This window comes from Streptobacillus felis, from assembly GCF_001559775.1.
GTDB lineage: Bacteria > Fusobacteriota > Fusobacteriia > Fusobacteriales > Leptotrichiaceae > Streptobacillus > Streptobacillus felis.
Map to the genome: position 1 here is coordinate 1 of NZ_LOHX01000319.1, position 17,606 is coordinate 17,606.

Genomic DNA, 17,606 nt, shown 5'->3' on the forward strand with positions numbered 1-17,606 from the left:
TTGCAAAATGGTGTAAAGATTTTAACAAAGAATGCCAAGTAAAAGCCGAAAATAATTCTAATAGTTTAAATGCAGCAGAAGTAATGAAAGAAAACTTGCGTTTGAAAATAGAATTAGAATAAATGAAAAAATTGGAACTAATTTACTAAATTTTATACTAAAAAAAGCTAAAAAATATGGTTGTCATATAGTGCATTTAGATTCATTTGAATTTCAAGGTGTTGAATTTTATCTTAAGAATGGATTTGAGATTTTTGGTATATTAGAAGATAGTCCAAAAGGATATAAAGAATATTTTTTAAAAAAAGTTCTAAAATAATTTTAAATTAGTATATATTAAAGAAAGTGGAAATTTAAGATGTCAAAAATAAAAAAAGAAACATTTGAGGCAAAAGGGGTGACAATATAGGTTTATACAGAAAATTTTTAAAATGACTATATATCATTACGGATATTGCTAGGTATAAAAATTAAGATGTTCCTAGATTTGTTATTCGGAATTGATTAAGAAATATAAATACTCTTGAATTTATAGGATTATGGGAAATTTTAAATAATAAAGATTTTAACCGTGTGCAATTCGATACGTTTAAAACAGAAGTAGGTTTATATAGATTCACTATGACTCCACAAAAATAGATTGAATTTACAAATGTAAAAGGAATAGTATCGAAATCAGGTAGATATGGTGGAACATATGCACATAGTAATATAGCATTAGAATTTGCATCTTGGTTATCACCAGAATTTAAATTATACATAATTCAAGATTATAAAAGAGTTAAATCTGATGAAAAATCAGAATTATCTTTAACATGGAATTTACATAGAGAAATAAGCAAAATTAACTTTAAAATACACACAGATTCTATTAAAACATATTTATTAAATGATTTAACAGATGATTAGTTAGGTTTTAAATATGCAGGTGAAGCAGACATGTTAAATGTAGCTTTATTTGATAAAGCAGTAAAACAATGGAGAGAAGATAATAAGGATTTAAAGGGTAATATGAGAGATTGTTCTAGTATAAGTGAATTACTAGTTCTTTCTAATATTGAAAGTTATAATGCAATATTAGATAGACTATTACACCATTGCAATGTTATTAATATTAATGATAGATCTTATAGAGTTAGAGATTATTATCAAGAATAGAGAAACGACTTTCTTATTTTGACAAAATACTACATTTTTATATTGACATTAACAATAACATATATTTTCTAGGAAATGGAGATGGATATGTATACAATACAGAATTTAAAAACAATATAAATAAGGGGTAGCACAATATGTTTGTGATGCAATACAAGAATATGTAAAAGCTTAAAATTGGAGGTTAGTATGAAAGAAAAAATAAAATTTATATTACTAGTAGTATTAGCTATTTGGATAATATTTTTTTCAATTTTTATCCTTCCTATGCTTATGGGAATTATTATTGGTAATATAATGTTTGAAGAAAATAGTATGTATTTAAGTATATTAAAAATGATATTTTTAATTATTCTATTATATATTATCCCTCTTTCATATTTTCTAAAAAAATTAAAAGAATATAATTTTAAACATTTTTTTGTAATAATATTTTTATTAGTAATTTCATATATATTAATAATATTTATATAAAATAAAGGAATTATCACATATTTTGTAGATAATTCCTTATTTTTATTCTGATCTAAGTGCTTCCATAGGTGATAATTTAGCTGCTTTTTTAGCAGGATAAATTCCAAATATTATACCTATGAATACTGAAATTAAAGTAGAAATTAATAAAGTAGATAATTTTAGTATAGGTAATACACCGAAAAATAGACCTATACCTAATGAAATAACATATCCTAAAACTACCCCTATAACTCCTCCTAATAGAGTTAAGATTATGGATTCTATTAAAAATTGTAATAAGATATCTCTATTTTTAGCACCTATAGCCTTTCTCAATCCTATTTCTGAAATTCTTTCACTAACTGATACAAGCATAATATTCATAACACCTATACCACCAACTACTAAAGATATCCCTGCTATAAGTGAAATGAAAATTGAAATTTTTCCAAGCATATCAGTTACAATAGTCATATCCTTACTAAGTGGTTCTAAAATGTAAATATCATTACCATTAGATTTATTCATTAAATGCTCTTTTACTACATCTATAGTATTTTTCATTATAGTTTCATCTTTAAATTTAACATAAATATTTCTTGATCTATCTATATTTATTTGACTTAATGGAGCTATAAGTGACTTATATTCTACATTACTAAATAGTGCTCTAAATTTTTCATCTACATCTTTGAAAGTTCCAACTACAGTTAAAGAAAATATAGTTCCCGCATTATCAAAAGTTTTTGTTTTTATTCTCTTACCTATAGCTCTTTTTTCACTTCCAAATAATCTTATGGCATCGTATCTACTTAATAGAGCTACATCAGCCTTATTTTCGTGCTCTTCTTTAGAAATATTTCTACCATATGTTATCTCTACCCCTAGTCCTTTTATTCCGTTTTCATCAAGGTAATTTATTTTATGAATCTCACCATTTTTAGTATCTTCACCTGTTACCTCATTAGATATGAAAGCACTTTCAACATTACTAATTTGTGATATACTTATTAAATCATCTTTTATGAAAAGCATATCTCTATTAATTTCAAATTCTGAACCTTCATCTACTGAAACAAGTACAACTTTACCTAGACTTTTTTTAAAATCACCTAATAGTGAATTTTCAAATCCTGCACCTAAAGATGAAATTAGTATAACAGATCCTATACCGACTATGATACCTAAAGTTGTTAAAAAGGTTCTCATTTTAAATCCAAATAAACTTTTTATAGATAATAGAAATAGTTCCAATGTTTCCATATTATCCCTTTCTTTCTAAAACGGTATCATCTGAATAAATTACTCCGTCTTTTAATCTTATTATTCTTTTTGTATGTTCTGCAACATCTTCTTCATGAGTTACCATTAAAATAGTAACACCTTTATCGTTTAAATCTCTAAATATTTTTAGAATTTCTTCTCCAGATTTTGAATCTAGATTTCCTGTTGGTTCATCTGCAAATATTATTTTAGGATTATTAATAAGAGCTCTTGCTATAGCAACTCTTTGTTTTTGACCACCTGACATTTCTATAGGTTTATGGTGTATTCTATCTCCAAGTCCAACATTTTCAAGTAATTTTATAGCTCTTTCTCTTCTTTCTTTCTTATTAATTCCATTATACATAGCAGGAAGTTCAACATTTTCTAAAGCTGTTAATTTAGGTAATAAATTATATGCTTGGAATACAAAACCTATCATTTCATTTCTAACTTTTGATAATTCGTCATCTGACATATTTGAAACATCTATTCCATTTAAAATATATTTTCCTTCAGTTAAATTATCAAGACAACCTAAAATATTTAAAAATGTTGATTTTCCACTTCCGGAAGGCCCCATTAAAGATACATATTCTCCTTCTTTTATTTCAAGGTTTAAACCTTTTAATACTTTTAGAGATAGATTACCATTTTTATATATTTTTATAACATTTTGTATATCTATCATCTTATGATGTCCCCTTCTTTATATCTTTGGTCTAAATTATTTATTATTCTATCCCCTTCAGATAGTCCAGATTTTATTTCATATTTTATGCTATTATTGATACCAGTTTCTACTGAAACTTTTTTAACTCTATTAGATTTATCTAGTGCATAAACATATTTATCTCCATTATCATCTATCATTACGTCAGTATAATTAACAACTAATATATTATCTAATTTGGCAAAAACAATTTCCATGTCTACTATATCACCAGGTTTTAATGGTGAGTTAGGTTCTAAATTTATACTTACTTTAGTAACATTATCATTGTATTTTTCACTCTTAGTTGATATTCTTGCTATTTCATCTATCTTACCAATTATTTTTGTATCATCTATTAAAGACTGTGAACTTATTGCTACTTCATCCCCAACCTTAAATCTATTAACCTTTGAATTAGGTACTTCAGCAACTATTTTTAAATTTTCTGTATCAACTATTTTATATAGTGGTTTAGAAGGATCTATTTTAAAATTTTCTTCTACATTAAATTCTATGATAGTTCCTGAAACAGGAGATTTTATTTTATTTGAAATATCCTTACTTTTTGCAATTAATTCATTGTATTCTAAATTTGTTATAGTTAAATTATCTCTTGCATCATCTAATTCTGATTTAGGAACAGATCCTATGTTGTATAGTTCAAGAGTATCTCTATATTTTTTATTTACCTTACTTAAGTTTAGTCTTGCTTTAGTTATGCTATTGTTAACTTCAAGAAGAGAACTCTCATCTAATTCTGCTAGTATATCGCCCTTTTCAACTTCATCTCCTAATCTGAAATTTATTTTTCTAACTTCTCCTTCAAGATTAGAATAAATTAATACTTCTTTTTTACTTACAACAGACCCGTTAAAATTATATCCAAAAACTAAATTTTCTCTTGTTACTTCATTAATTTCTGTAAAGTTTTCATTAGTTATATTATTTTTAAATTTATATGCTCCAAAACCTATTAATATTAAAATTATTAATATATATATACCTTTTTTCATTTTACTCTCCATTTATTTTCCACTCAAAAATTGAAAAATCTATTTCAATTTTTTTCAGATTAAGTTTTAAATTTTTAATGTCTTTTCTTTTTTCAACTAATTTTAAATAACTTTCATTACCCTGTCTATATTTAACTTCCATAGTTTGTAATTCTCTTTTGTAATTTTCAAGAGATTTTATTGCCTGCTTATATGAAAGTTTTAATCTAGCATATTCATTATTTTTTAGTAGTAGATTTTTTTCTAAATATATTTTACTATCTTCTTTTAGTTCGTTTATTTCCTTCTTCTTTTCATTTAATACATTAATTTCATTTTCAGAAAAATCTATTAATTTTGAAATGTTAAGATTAATTCCAAAGTTCTTATTCAGTATATCGTAATTTGAAGATACTGTAACTGTTGGTATTACATTAGTAGAAATATATTTTTGATATTCTATTTCCTTCTTAGATATTTCAAGATCCTTAATGTTATTATGAGATATTACGTTTTTATTTATTTCTTCCCTATCTAAGAATTTAAATTTAAACTCAGGTAATTTTGTAATATCTATCTTATTTTCCTTAATTTCAAGTTTTAGTATATCAAATTCATCTTTTGAAATTTCAAGATTAAGTTTTGCAATCTCTAAATTGTCTTTAAAACTAATATATTCATTTTTAGATATTAGTCCTCTTTCATATTGTTTTTTTATTACAACTTCATCACTTGAAAGTTTATTTAATTCTTCATTTATTATATCTAGTTCATATTTTTTTAGTATATATCTTGAATAAAGATTTAGTATAGATTCTACCTTTTCCTTGTTCTTTGAATGAATATTATGTTTTTCTATTTCATAATCTATATTACTTTCATTTATGAAATCATAAGTATAATTATTTATTGTTGCACTAAGGCCTATAGAATGAGAACTTATTTCCTTATCTTTTAAATCAACCCCTATATTATATGTTAAAGGACCATATTCAACATTTAGGCTTGTATTTACATTATAGTTATGTGTATATTCGTTTTGATCATTTAAACTTAAGGTATATCCAGTATCAAAACTAGGTGTAATTTTTGGCATGTATAAGCTACCAAGTAGTTTTTTTGTTTTATTCTTCTTAGCTACATTTAATTCTTCAGCAATATTTGTTTGTATATGTTTTTTTTCAAATTCACTTAATTCACTAGAATAGACATATGTGAAAAGTGATAATAATAAGATAAATTTTTTCATAATTCTCCTTTTGTATTTTAATGGACTAATTATATCATATACAAATTTTAATTCAATACATGTTATGGTATAATAATGAATTTAAAAGTAATTTCTAATGAGTTTAGACCAAATATTATGATTCTATTAGATTATTATGGTAAAATCTATTTGTACTTTATTATATTTTTAGGAAATATAAAAGGAATTGATAATATAAAAAAAGTGTAAAAGTATAAAAATGAAATGTATGATTTTTTTCATTTTTATGAAAATATTTACAAGTTGGTATTTGAAAAAAAACAAGGTATATTTAAAATAGAAGGAGACAGTTATGGTAAATGAGAGAGAAATAAGGATACTTGAAAAGCTTTTAGAAGAAAGTATTGTAAATCTTGAAAGTATTTGTGAGTATTTTAGAGTTTCAAAAAGAACAATACAGTATAATATTAATAATATAAATTACTATTTATCTAAAAAAGGTTTTTCAAAAATTGGTATAAAAAATGGGAATATACTATTAAGTTCAAAAACTGAATTAGAGCAGTTTCTGGAAAGTATTAAAGATAAAGAATATATAAATAGGGATGATAGAATAAGCTTAATTTATCTTTATGCCTTATACAATAAAAAAGGTTTAAATATATCTAATTTAGCAAAGAAAATAGATATTTCTAGAAATACTTTAAAACTTGATATGAACTTATTAGACGGAGAAAAATTTGAATATATACATTCTAGAGGATATTTTTTAGACTGGCCAAATAATAAAAAAATAGAATTTTTGGATGAAGTATATAATAAGAAATCTTTGCAGAAATATATTAAAGAAGTAATAGACTTTGATGCCATGAAAAATGTAGAAGATTTCTTTAAGGAATTATCTCAGAGTATTAAGTTTAATATTAATGAGGAAATATATCAAAAATTAATAATAACTATATATACTATGATAAAATTTCCAGAAAAAACTAAGGCTAATAATAAGTTTAGTTTAGAAGAAGAGAGAAATAAAATTAAAGTAATATTTACAGAATATTTTGGTATACATCCAAGTTTTGAAAAGATTTGTGAGATGCTTATAGGCCTTTCTATAAATCCAAACTTAGAATCTTGGTTAGATGAATCATTCTTAATTAAAAAGATGATAAAACAAGTTAGTGATAAGATAAGACTTGATTTGACTGAAGATAAAGTACTTTACGATTTTTTATTAAGCCACATTAAAGTTTCTATCTATAGACTTAAAAAAGGTATAAAACTTAAAAATTCTATTTATCAACAATTAGTACTTGAAGATGATCCTTTATTACCTATAATAAAATCATCAATTATAGAAATGGAAGAAATATTTGATATTAAATTTACAGAAATAGAAATATCACTTATAGCATATCATTTTAAAGCATCTATAGAAAGAATGAGAACTTTTAATAGGAAAAAAGTAATACTTGTTTGTGGATTGGGATATGGAACATCAAGAATACTTGAATATAATCTTAAAGAAAAATTTGATATAGATATAGTTGATGTTTTACCTGCATATATGATAGACAAGGTTAAATTTAATTCAACATCTGTAGACTATATTATTTCAACTATAGACTTAGAAAATGTAGACTTTGTAAAAATAAATCCATTACTAAAAGTAGAAGATTATGAAAAATTAGATGAATTGGGTATAAAAAGAAGAAAAGATAAAGTAATAGTTGATGAGATACTAGATGAAATTGAAAATAATGTTACAGGTGTGGATAGAGATAAACTTAAATATATACTTTTAGACAAATTTTCAAATATACTAGTAGATAGTTTTAAGGGTGAAAGTGAATTAATTAAAGCATTAAATAAAACTAGTGTAATATTTAAACAAAGTATAAATAGCTGGGAAGAAGCTATAGACATACTTGGAAATAATTTAGTTGCAAAAGGATCTGTTAGTTCTGAATATACTGAAGAAATGAAAAGAATGGTAAATAAACTTGGACCATATATAGTTATAGATGATGGTATAGCAATACCACATGCAAAACTAGAAAATTCAGTTTATGAAACAGACGCAAGCTTATTAATTTTAAAAGAACCTGTAGATTTTGGTAAGGGTAGAAAAGCTAAAGTATTACTTTGTTTTTCAAGTAAAGATAATAATTCTCATTTAGAATTATTAGGAGATTTCTATAAACTAATATTAAATGAAGGTTTCTTAGAAGAAATTGATAAGTTAAATACTTATGAAAAATTAATTGGTTATTTTAGTAGAAAAATATAGGAGAGGTAATAATGTTATTTAATAAGAGTAATGTAGTGATAAGAGATAGAGTAGAAAATTGGGAAGAAGCTATAAGGGTTGCAGCAGAGTCTTTAGTAGAAAGTAATAATATTAAAAGTGAATATATTGATAAAATGATAGAATCTGTTAATAAGTTAGGATTCTATATAGTACTTACTGATGATATTGCTATGCCACATGCAAGACCTGAAGATGGAGTAATAGAAACAGGAGTCTCATTCTTAAAGGTTAATGAAGCAGTAGAATTTGGAGATACTAAATTACATTTAATATTTGTATTAGCAGCTAAAGATAAAGATTCTCATATAGATACTATAGGTGATTTACTTGAAATTTTCAAAGATGATGATAAAATTGAAAATCTAAAAAAAGCTAATAAATTAGAAGATTTAATAGAAGTAATTAAAGGAGGTAAATAATATGAAAATTATGGCGGTTTGTGGATCAGGACTTGGGTCTAGTTTCATGTTAGAAATGAATGTAAAAAAAGTACTAAACAAAATAGGGGTGGAAGCAGAAGTAGAACATTCTGACTTAGCTTCTGTAACTATAAACAGTGCGGATTTATTTGTTATGGGTAGAGATATAGCTGAAAGCTCATCTATACCAGCAGATAAGGTAATAGTGTTAGATAGTATAATATCTATGCCAGAACTTGAACAAAAATTAACAGAGAAATTAAAATAATAAATTAAGGAGGATTTATGCAAGCAGTATTAAATTTTATTGTTGACATTTTAAAAACACCTGCAATATTAGTTGGTGTAATTGCGTTAGTGGGGTTATTATTACAAAAAAAACCTGCAACAGATGTTGTTAAAGGTACAATTAAAACAATTTTAGGATTCTTAGTTTTAGGAGCAGGAGCTGGATATTTAATAGACCAATTAGGGCCTATGACTAGTATGTTCGAAAAAGCATTTGCTATTCAAGGTGTAATACCAAATAACGAAGCAATTATTTCAGTTGCCTTAAAAGACTTTGGTACTACAACAGCATTAATTATGGCTTTAGGAATGGTAGCAAATATTTGTATAGCTCGTTTCACTAGATTAAAATATATATTCTTAACAGGTCACCATACTTTATATATGGCAGCTATGATAGCAATAATGTTACATATAGCTGGATTTAGTGGGACTTTATTAGTAGTAGTTGGTGCAGTATTATTAGGTTTAACTATGGCTATATTCCCAGCATTAGCACAACCTTTCATGAAAGGAATTACAGGAGATGATTCAGTAGCATTTGGACATTTCTCAACTTTAGGATATATACTTTCAGGATATATAGGTAAATTAGTAGGTAAAGGTTCTAAATCTACAGAAGAAATGCAATTACCTAAAAATTTATCATTCTTAAGAGATTCTTCTATATCTATCTCAGTAACTATGATGGTAATTTATGTAATCTTAGCAATATGTGCTGGTAAAGATTATGTAACAACAGAACTTTCAGGTGGAGATAACTATATAATATATGCTTTAATTAAAGGTATAGGATTTGCAGGAGGAGTTTACATTATTTTACAAGGTGTTAGATTAATCTTAAACGAAATAGTACCAGCATTTACAGGAATTTCAGAAAAATTAGTTCCTAATGCTAAACCAGCTTTAGATTGTCCTATAGTATTCCCTTATGCACCTAATGCAGTATTAATAGGATTCATATTCTCATTCTTGGGTGGATTAGTAGGATTATTCATTTTAGGTATGTTTAATGCAGTGTTAATTTTACCAGGTGTAGTGCCTCACTTCTTCTGTGGAGCAACAGCAGGAGTATTTGGTAACTCTACTGGTGGTAGAAGAGGAGCTATGATAGGAGCATTTGCAAATGGATTATTATTAACATTCTTACCAGCAGCTCTATATCCATTATTAGGAAGTTTAGGATATGTAGGAACTACATTCTCTGATGCTGACTTTGCTACTTTAGGAATAATTTTAGGTAATGCAGCTAAATTATTAAATCCTACAGTAATTACAGGTTTAGTGTTTGCAGTTGTTGCAGGGCTAGTTGCTCACAACTTCGTAAGTAAAGAAAAATAAAAAAAGAAAGAGATAATAATGAAAACTACAAAGGAATTTACAAAAGAAATTAGATTAAATGTTTTAAAGATGTTAAATAATTTAGGATTTGGTCATTATGGAGGTTCTTTATCAGTAGTAGAGACTCTAGCAGTACTATATAATGATATAATGAAATATGATTCTAAAAATCCTAACTGGGAAGAAAGAGATTACTTTGTTCTTTCAAAGGGACATGCAGGTCCAGCTCTTTATTCAGCCTTAGCTTTAAAAGGATTTTTCCCAGTAGAAGAATTACTTACATTAAATGTTAATGGAACAAAATTACCTTCACATCCAGATAGATTAAAAACTAAGGGTGTAGATGTAACAACTGGGTCATTAGGACAAGGTATTTCTATAGCTACTGGTATTGCTAAAGCTTTAAAAATACAAAAAAAAGAAAATAGAGTATTTACAATAATTGGTGATGGAGAAGCACAAGAAGGACAGGTATGGGAGGCTATGCAGTTTATAGCTCACAATAATTTAAATAATTTAGTTGTATTTATAGACTATAATAAACAACAATTAGATGGTTATTTAGAAGATATTTGTAGACCATATTCATTTGAAGAAAAAGCAAAATCATTTGGTTTAGATGCCCTAACTGTAAAAGGTGATGACATAGAAGGAATAAAAAATGCTATTCATTCTTTAAAAGATAAACCTTTAGTAATAGTTCTTGATTCAATTAAAGGTCAAGGAGTTAAATTTATAGAAACACTAAAAGGAAATCATCACATAAGACCTAATGAAGAAGTTAAAAAAGAATTAGAAAAGGCAATACTTGATTTAGAGAGTGAGGTGAAATAATGACACATATTTATAAAGGTGAGGAAGTTAAAGAAGCTTTAGAATTAAGAAAAGTATGTACTGATAAATTACATGAATTTTTAGAAAAAGATAAGGATGTAGTAGTTTTAGATGCAGACTTAATGGGTTCATTAGGAACAGGTTCCCTTCAAAAAGAATATACTGATAGAATAGTAAATTGTGGAATTATGGAAGCTCAAGAAATTTCATGTGCTGCAGGTATGAGAAGAGCAGGGTTAAAACCTTTTGTACATACTTTTACAGCATTTGCAAGTAGAAGATGTTTAGATCAAATATTTATTTCTTCTCTATATCAAGATAATCCTATTACTGTAATAGCTTCAGATGCAGGTATACAGGCAGTTCATAATGGTGGAACTCATATGTCATTTGAAGATATGGGATTAATTAGAGGTCTTGCTGGAACAACGGTTATAGAACCTACAGATTCTACTGTATTAAAAGCTGTTCTTGATGAAGTATATGAAAATAATGATAAATTTTATTGGATAAGACTTACAAGAAAAAATGTATTTAAAGTATATGAAGAAGGTGCAGAAATAAAGATTGGTAAGGCAAATATAATAAATGAAGGTAAGGATGTAACTATAATTGCAAATGGTATGATGGTACATAATGCTAGAGTTGCAGCTAAAAAACTTGAACTTGAAGGTATAAATGCAACTATACTTGACATGTTTACATTAAAACCTATAGATAAAGCAGCTATTATTAAATATTGTAAAGATGCTAAACTAGTAGTTACAGCAGAAAATCATAGCATTACTAATGGACTTGGATCAGCTGTAGCTGAAATACTTTCTGAAAATTGTCCAAATAAACTAGTTAGAGTTGGAGTAAAAGAAAGATACGGACAAGTAGGTACTTTAGAATTTTTACAAAAAGAATACGAATTAACAGCTGATGATATATACAAAGCTGTTAAAGAAAATATGTAAAAATATTTATAAGGAATTATTTCTAAATTAATTAGGGATAATTCCTTTTCATAAAAAAAACCACTAAACAATTAAATTTAGTGGTTTTTTTTATATATCTTCAAATATAGAAATTATAGTTATAGATCCAATAAGTAATACAGCACCTATTAATTGAATAATAGTAAGTACTGTCCCTAAAAATATCATTCCAATAATTATAGATACTATTGGTTCTATGGCACCAAGTAGTGATGTAGTAGTAGGTTGTATGTATTTAGTACTTTCTAAAAATAAGTAAAAGGGTATTGCATTTCCTAAAATAACATTAGACATAAATGCTATAAATACATTAATATTAAGTAATTCTTTAAAATTAGAAAAATCAATAAATGGTATAAATATTAGTGACCCTATTATCATTCCACAACCAATAACTATAGTATTATCAATTTTTTTAAATTTTGTAATGTATAAAATATAGAAAGCAAAAGCAAAAGCTGCTATTAAACCATATATTAATGATAATGGACTTACATTAAGATTTGTAATACTTCCATTAGTTATCATTAAAAACATTCCGTATAGTGCAACGATTACTAAAAATACCTTCTTATTACTTGGTATAATTTTAGTCTTTATACTTAAATAAATCAAAACTATAGTTGGTGTAAAATATTGCATTAATGTAGCAAGTGCTGCATTAGAATAGTTAATAGTTTGCGCAAAAGAATATTGTAATAATGCTATACCTAATAATCCATATATAATTATTCTTTTTAAATATTTTTTACTACTTAATATATCATAAAAACCCTTAGGGCCTTTGGAATATATACCATATGTTAATAATATTAAACCTGTTAAAAACATTCTTAAAGATGTATAAGTATTTACATTGAAGTTAGAATTACTGAAAATATATTCAGCTAAACTACCTGAAATCCCCCATAAAAAAGCGGCAATAAATGCCATTATTATTCCTATTTTTTTCATATGTTTCTCCTTTAATTCATATCATATATTATCATAATTATACAAAAAAAGAAACATTTAATTATTTACTTTTTTTTGATTTTAAAGATAAAATGATATATAATATAGATAACAAAATAATAATTGTACTATCAAAATATTTGATAAGAAAAGTAAGGAGGAAATGTGGAATTATTAAGAGTAGAGAATCTACATGCTAGAGTAGAGGAAAAAGAAATAATAAAGGGATTAGATTTAGTAATCAATAAAGGTGAAATACATGTAATTATGGGGCCAAATGGAGCTGGTAAATCAACACTTGCTTCAATATTAATAGGACATCCTAAGTATGAAGTTACAGAGGGAAGTATAATTTTAGAGGGTGAAGAAATACAAGAAGATGCTGTAGATGAAAGAGCAAGAAAAGGACTGTTCTTATCTTTCCAATATCCAGAAGAAATACCTGGACTAACAGTAGAAGATTTCTTAAGATCAGCTAAGGAAGCTGTTACTGGAGAAAAACAATATTTTTTAAGATTCAATAAATTATTAAAAGAAAAAATGGCAGAATTAAAAATGGATGAAAGCTATGCAAGTAGATATTTAAATGTAGGTTTTTCAGGGGGAGAAAAAAAGAAAAACGAAATATTACAAATGGCAATTTTAGAACCAAAACTTGCTATACTAGATGAAACAGATTCAGGTCTAGATAGAGATGCAACAAAAATTGTATTTGAAGGAGTTAAAACACTAAAATCTACTGATAGATCTATGTTAATAATTACGCATTATGATAAGGTATTAGAATACTTAAATCCAGATTTTGTTCATATATTAATGGACGGTAAAATAGTAAAAACAGGTGGAAAAGAATTAGTTGAATTCATAGAAACTCACGGATATGAAAAATTAAAAGAAGAGTTTTTAGGTGATAAATAATGGAAATAACAAAAAAGACATATATTGCTGACATAGAGCGTGGAATATATGATATTAAAGATGAAATGAAACATAAATTTACTACAGGTAAAGGACTTGATGCATCTGTAGTAAAAAGAATATCTGAAAAGAAAAATGAACCTCAGTGGATGCTTGAAAAAAGATTGCATGCATTAGAAGTTTTTGATTCTAAACCTATGCCTACATGGAGTACGGATTTATCTGATTTAGATATAAACGAAATAGTTCATTATCTTGAAACTGAATCAGATAATATGAACTCATCTTGGGATGATGTACCAGAATATATTAAGAAAACATTTGATAGATTAGGTATACCTGATGCAGAAAAAAAATCACTTGCTGGAGTGGGTGCTCAATATGACTCTAATGTCGTATATCATAGTTTAAATGAAGAATTGAAAGCTCAAGGTGTTATATATACTGATATAGAAACAGCTATGGTAGAACATGAAGATTTAATCAAAAAATATTTTATGACTTTAATTAAACCAGAAGATCACAAGTTTGCAGCTTTACATGGTGCAGTTTGGTCAGGAGGATCATTTGTTTATGTTCCTAAGGGTGTAAAAGTAGAAAAACCCTTACAATCATATTTTAGACTAAATGCTGCAGAATCAGGACAATTTGAACATACTTTAATTATAGTTGAAGAAGGGGCAGATTTACACTTCATAGAAGGATGTTCTGCGCCAAAATATTACAAAAATGCATTACATGCAGGTGCAGTAGAACTATTTGTAGGGAAAAATGCAAAACTAAGATACTCAACTATAGAAAACTGGTCAAAAAACCTATATAACTTAAATACAAAAAGAGCTATAGTAGAAGAACATGGAACTATAGAGTGGATATCAGGTTCATTTGGTTCTCGTGTAACTAATCTTTATCCTATGAGTATATTAAACGGAGTTGGAGCAGCTTGTGAATTTACTGGGGTAACATTTGCAGCAGCTGGGCAATTCTTAGATACAGGATGTAAGATAATACATGCTGCACCATATACAACTTCAAATGTATCATCTAAATCTATTTCTAAAAATGGTGGAGGAGCATTCTATAGATCATTATTAAAAGTTGTTCCAGGTGCTCATCATTGTAAAGCAACTGCAGAATGTGAATCATTAATGTTAGATAATAATGGTTCTGCATCTCATACTATGCCTATTATAGAAGTAAATACAGATGATATTGATATAGGACATGAGGCAAGTATAGGAAGAATAAGTGATGAAGCAATATTCTATTTAATGAGTAGAGGTCTATCAGAAGATGAAGCTAAACTTATGATAATAAGAGGATTTGTTGAGCCAATTTCAAAAGAACTTCCACTTGAATATGCGGTAGAGCTTAATAAATTAATAGAATTAGAATTAGAAGGGACTATAGGATAGGTGATATAAATGAAGGAAAAAAAATATTCAGCAAAAGTACAAGAAACTATAGACCTTTTAAAATCAGCTGTAGCAGAGGAGTCTAAAAAAGCAAGTAAAAAAGAAGTTGATATGACTCTTAACAAACCAGTATGGAATAGAATGAAATATTCTGTAAAAGGTATAGATAGTGTAAATGAATATAAAGGAATAACTACTAAAAATTTAGATAATGATAATATTTTAATAGATGAAAATGTATTTGTAAATTTAAGGGTTGCAAACTATTTTAAAAATGAAGCAGAAAAATTTGCTAACTTAAAGAAAAGAATAGTTATTAAAGATAATATTACTGAGAATATATACATTACTATGGAATTAAGTAAAGAAAATCCTCATTTAGTAGATGTATATAATATAGAGCTTGAAGAAAATGCAAGTGCTAAAATATTTTTAATGTATAAGGGTATAGATGAAGAATATACTTATCATAATGGATATATTAATGTAAAAGCTAATAAAGGTTCTAAATTAGAATTAATAACTATACAAACCTTAAATACAAAATCAGAAAACTTCCTAGGAGTAGATATAGATGTTTTAGAAGATGCTGATGTAAAACATTATTCTGTAGAATTTGGAGGAGAAGCAAATGTAACTTCAGTTTCTTCAAATTTATTAGAAAATAGAGCTAATTCATTACTATTACCTATATATCTATCTGATGGAGAAAGAAAAACAGACTATGAATACACTTTAAACTTCCATGGAAGAGAATGTGTTGCAGACATAGATGCAAGAGGAGTAACAAAAGATAAGGCAGTAAAAGTATTTAGAGGTAATTTAGTATTTGAAAGATTTTCTTCAAAATCTGCTGGATCTGAAGCTGAATTTTCAATACTTTTAGATAAGACAGTAAATGCTCATTCTATACCTACATTATTCTGTGATGAAGATGATGTTATAGGGGCACATTCTGCAAGTATAGGTAAAATAGATCAAGATAAACTTTTTTACTTAATGAGTAGAGGGTTTGATGCTAAAAGTGCTAAAAAATTAGTTGTTGAATCATCATTTGGGCCTGTATTTGACGCTATAGAAGATGAAGATATAGTAGTAGAGTTAAAGGAAATCTTGGAAAGAAGATTATAATGGATGAAATAAAAAAGGAATTTCCTATTTTTAATAAAAGAGATATGGTTTATTTAGATAATGCAGCAACAAGCCAAAAACCACAAGAAGTTATAGATAGTGTTTATAACTATTATTTAGAAACTAATGGTAATGCAGGAAGAGGGTCTCATGAACTTTCTATGATAAATCAAGCAATAATGGAATCGACTAGGAAAAAAGTTGCAAGTTTTATTGGGGTAAGTGATGAAAAAAATATAGTATTTACTAAAGGTAGTACAGAAGGATTAAATATTATAGCTTTTGGATATGCATTAGATAATTTAGAAGAGGGTGATGAAATAGTTTTAGGAATTAGTAATCACCATGCTAATATAGTTCCTTGGCAAGAAATTGCTAGGATAAAAAAATTAAGAATTAGATATCTATATTTAGATGAATTTGGAAATTTAGATATTAAACAGCTTTCATATATTTTTAACAAAAATACTAAAATCATTAGTATATCAACTGTAGTAAATACTACTGGTGTCATACAAAAATTTAAAGATATTATAGAAATATCACATAGATATAATGTGAAAGTAGTATTAGATTGTGCTCAATCCATTATGCATTTTAAACATGAATTTGAAAAATGGGATGTTGATTTTGCTGTTTTTTCAGGACATAAAATATTCTCAGCTCAAGGCGTAGGAGTACTTTACGGTAAAAAACAACTTCTTGAAAAAACAAGACCATTAATATATGGTGGAGATATGGTCGAATATGTTACTGAAAGCAGTGCTACATATAAAGATGTTCCACATAAATTTGAAGGTGGAACTCAAAATGTTGCTGCAATTTCAACACTTACTAAATCCATAGAATATATGGAAAAAATTGGATATGATAGAATAAAAAAAATTGAAGATAAACTTACTATGTATGCAACTTTTGCAATAAATACATTAGACTTTATAGAAACATATTATACAGAAAATGTTGAAAAAGTTGGTATAATAGCCTTCAATGTTAAGGGAGTTCATTCACATGATACTGCATTTATACTAGATAATAAAGGTGTTGTAGTAAGATCAGGTCAACATTGCACTGCACCATTATTATCATATATGGGAATTAATTCATGTTGTAGAATGAGTTTGGGGATATATAACGATGAAAAAGATGTTGATAGATTGATAGAAGGCTTATTAGAAGTAAAAAGAATTTTTTTAGATAAGTAAAAGGGGCTGTTCCGAAATA

Annotated in this window: 18 protein-coding genes; 13 read left to right on the forward strand and 5 right to left on the reverse strand. The window is 26.5% G+C overall.

Translation table 11 applies throughout. The annotated features are described in order from the left end of the window. Positions 1 to 711: 711 nt before the first annotated feature. The 3 genes from AYC60_RS09680 to AYC60_RS07535 all read left to right on the forward strand — a co-directional run bounded on the left by AYC60_RS09680 (position 712) and on the right by AYC60_RS07535 (position 1,632). Entirely contained in the window at positions 712 to 909 is a 198-nt protein-coding gene (locus AYC60_RS09680) for a hypothetical protein (protein ID WP_330996909.1), read from the forward strand. A gap of 30 nt (positions 910 to 939) precedes the next feature. After that, positions 940 to 1,158 carry an ATP-binding protein gene (locus AYC60_RS09685; protein ID WP_231724638.1) on the forward strand — a complete coding sequence of 73 codons (219 nt, stop codon included), beginning with the start codon at positions 940 to 942 and terminating at the stop codon, positions 1,156 to 1,158. A gap of 189 nt (positions 1,159 to 1,347) precedes the next feature. Next, positions 1,348 to 1,632 carry a hypothetical protein gene (locus tag AYC60_RS07535; RefSeq protein WP_067323153.1) on the forward strand — a complete coding sequence of 95 codons (285 nt, stop codon included), beginning with the start codon at positions 1,348 to 1,350 and terminating at the stop codon, positions 1,630 to 1,632. A 42-nt stretch (positions 1,633 to 1,674) separates the two neighbouring features. On the opposite strand, the gene AYC60_RS07540 is transcribed toward AYC60_RS07535, so the two are convergent. From AYC60_RS07540 to AYC60_RS07555, 4 genes are read right to left on the reverse strand one after another with little or no spacing between them, the layout of a single operon-like run. Beyond that, positions 1,675 to 2,877, reverse strand: a complete 1,203-nt coding sequence (locus AYC60_RS07540; protein ID WP_067323155.1) for an ABC transporter permease — start codon at positions 2,875 to 2,877, stop codon at positions 1,675 to 1,677. Between the two features lies 1 nt (position 2,878). After that, positions 2,879 to 3,568, reverse strand: coding sequence for an ABC transporter ATP-binding protein (locus AYC60_RS07545; protein ID WP_067323159.1), 690 nt, complete (start codon positions 3,566 to 3,568; stop codon positions 2,879 to 2,881). Beyond that, positions 3,565 to 4,605 carry an efflux RND transporter periplasmic adaptor subunit gene (locus AYC60_RS07550; RefSeq protein ID WP_067323161.1) on the reverse strand — a complete coding sequence of 347 codons (1,041 nt, stop codon included), beginning with the start codon at positions 4,603 to 4,605 and terminating at the stop codon, positions 3,565 to 3,567. The genes AYC60_RS07545 and AYC60_RS07550 overlap by 4 nt, the downstream gene beginning before the upstream one ends. A gap of 1 nt (position 4,606) precedes the next feature. After that, positions 4,607 to 5,833: a TolC family protein gene (locus AYC60_RS07555; protein ID WP_067323163.1), complete on the reverse strand. Its 1,227-nt coding sequence runs from the start codon at positions 5,831 to 5,833 to the stop codon at positions 4,607 to 4,609. Between the two features lie 313 nt (positions 5,834 to 6,146). Here AYC60_RS07555 and AYC60_RS07560 point away from each other — a divergent pair, with 313 nt between their 5' ends. From AYC60_RS07560 to AYC60_RS07585, 6 genes are read left to right on the forward strand one after another with little or no spacing between them, the layout of a single operon-like run. After that, positions 6,147 to 8,081, forward strand: a complete 1,935-nt coding sequence (locus AYC60_RS07560; RefSeq protein WP_067323166.1) for a BglG family transcription antiterminator — start codon at positions 6,147 to 6,149, stop codon at positions 8,079 to 8,081. An 11-nt stretch (positions 8,082 to 8,092) separates the two neighbouring features. After that, entirely contained in the window at positions 8,093 to 8,521 is a 429-nt protein-coding gene (locus tag AYC60_RS07565) for a PTS sugar transporter subunit IIA (protein ID WP_067323169.1), read from the forward strand. Position 8,522: 1 nt separating this feature from the next. Continuing rightward, entirely contained in the window at positions 8,523 to 8,789 is a 267-nt protein-coding gene (locus AYC60_RS07570) for a PTS sugar transporter subunit IIB (RefSeq protein WP_067323172.1), read from the forward strand. Between the two features lie 17 nt (positions 8,790 to 8,806). Then, the gene (locus AYC60_RS07575) at positions 8,807 to 10,150 is read left to right on the forward strand and encodes a PTS ascorbate transporter subunit IIC (protein WP_067323175.1); all 1,344 of its coding nucleotides are present in this window, start codon (positions 8,807 to 8,809) and stop codon (positions 10,148 to 10,150) included. Positions 10,151 to 10,168: 18 nt separating this feature from the next. Further along, entirely contained in the window at positions 10,169 to 10,984 is an 816-nt protein-coding gene (locus tag AYC60_RS07580) for a transketolase (RefSeq protein ID WP_067323178.1), read from the forward strand. Further along, the gene (locus AYC60_RS07585) at positions 10,984 to 11,943 is read left to right on the forward strand and encodes a transketolase family protein (protein ID WP_067323181.1); all 960 of its coding nucleotides are present in this window, start codon (positions 10,984 to 10,986) and stop codon (positions 11,941 to 11,943) included. Before AYC60_RS07580 ends, AYC60_RS07585 begins: the two co-directional genes overlap by 1 nt. Positions 11,944 to 12,033: 90 nt before the next feature. Here the strand turns inward: AYC60_RS07585 and AYC60_RS07590 are convergent, their stop codons facing one another. Beyond that, positions 12,034 to 12,918 carry an EamA family transporter gene (locus tag AYC60_RS07590; RefSeq protein WP_067323184.1) on the reverse strand — a complete coding sequence of 295 codons (885 nt, stop codon included), beginning with the start codon at positions 12,916 to 12,918 and terminating at the stop codon, positions 12,034 to 12,036. A 165-nt stretch (positions 12,919 to 13,083) separates the two neighbouring features. On the opposite strand from AYC60_RS07590, the gene sufC reads away from it, so the two are divergent. From sufC to AYC60_RS07610, 4 genes are read left to right on the forward strand one after another with little or no spacing between them, the layout of a single operon-like run. Further along, positions 13,084 to 13,836 carry a Fe-S cluster assembly ATPase SufC gene (gene sufC, locus AYC60_RS07595; protein WP_067323187.1) on the forward strand — a complete coding sequence of 251 codons (753 nt, stop codon included), beginning with the start codon at positions 13,084 to 13,086 and terminating at the stop codon, positions 13,834 to 13,836. After that, positions 13,836 to 15,251, forward strand: a complete 1,416-nt coding sequence (sufB, locus tag AYC60_RS07600) for a Fe-S cluster assembly protein SufB (protein WP_067323190.1) — start codon at positions 13,836 to 13,838, stop codon at positions 15,249 to 15,251. Before sufC ends, sufB begins: the two co-directional genes overlap by 1 nt. A 9-nt stretch (positions 15,252 to 15,260) precedes the next feature. Next, positions 15,261 to 16,382: a SufD family Fe-S cluster assembly protein gene (locus AYC60_RS07605; RefSeq protein ID WP_067323193.1), complete on the forward strand. Its 1,122-nt coding sequence runs from the start codon at positions 15,261 to 15,263 to the stop codon at positions 16,380 to 16,382. Continuing rightward, complete coding sequence (locus AYC60_RS07610; protein ID WP_067323196.1) at positions 16,382 to 17,587, forward strand: SufS family cysteine desulfurase; 1,206 nt, start codon at positions 16,382 to 16,384, stop codon at positions 17,585 to 17,587. The genes AYC60_RS07605 and AYC60_RS07610 overlap by 1 nt, the downstream gene beginning before the upstream one ends. Positions 17,588 to 17,606 lie beyond the last annotated feature (19 nt).